The organism is Vibrio sp. 2132-1 (assembly GCF_033344315.1).
The window spans coordinates 1-500 of sequence record NZ_JAWPON010000926.1 but is presented as its reverse complement, the minus strand read 5'-3'; the positions used below and the strand labels follow the sequence as shown (position 1 = coordinate 500).

Genomic DNA, 500 nt, shown 5'->3' with positions numbered 1-500 from the left:
GTCTTCGGTTACATTCACAATCCATACCGCCCAGTGAAGTTCAATCACTTGATGGTTTCTCCGCGTAATTCGCGCACCCAAATTTACCGCCTGATTGACAATGAAATCGCCAATGCAAAGGCGGGCAAAAAGGCAGGATTAACCATAAAGGTCAACAACCTCGTAGATAAAGGCATCGTCACCCGTCTTTACGCAGCAAGCAACGCGGGGGTAAAGATCAACATGATCATCCGAGGCATGTGTGCGTTGGTTCCTGGAATTGAAGGCGTCAGCGAAAACATTCGAATCATCAGTATCGTTGATCGCTTTTTGGAACACCCACGCGTAGTGATCACGCACAATGATGGGGATCCTCAAGTCTACATTTCATCTGCCGATTGGATGACACGAAACATCGATCATCGTATCGAAGTTGCCGCTCCTGTTCGTGATCCACGTTTGAAACAGAGAATTATTGATATAACTAACATCCACTTTACCGATACAGTAAAGGCACGTTT

1 pseudogene is annotated in these 500 nt (G+C 46.0%); it reads left to right on the top strand.

Annotated elements, in window-relative coordinates:
• Positions 1-500, top strand: a pseudogene (locus R8N47_RS28765) (RNA degradosome polyphosphate kinase); the annotation flags it as partial.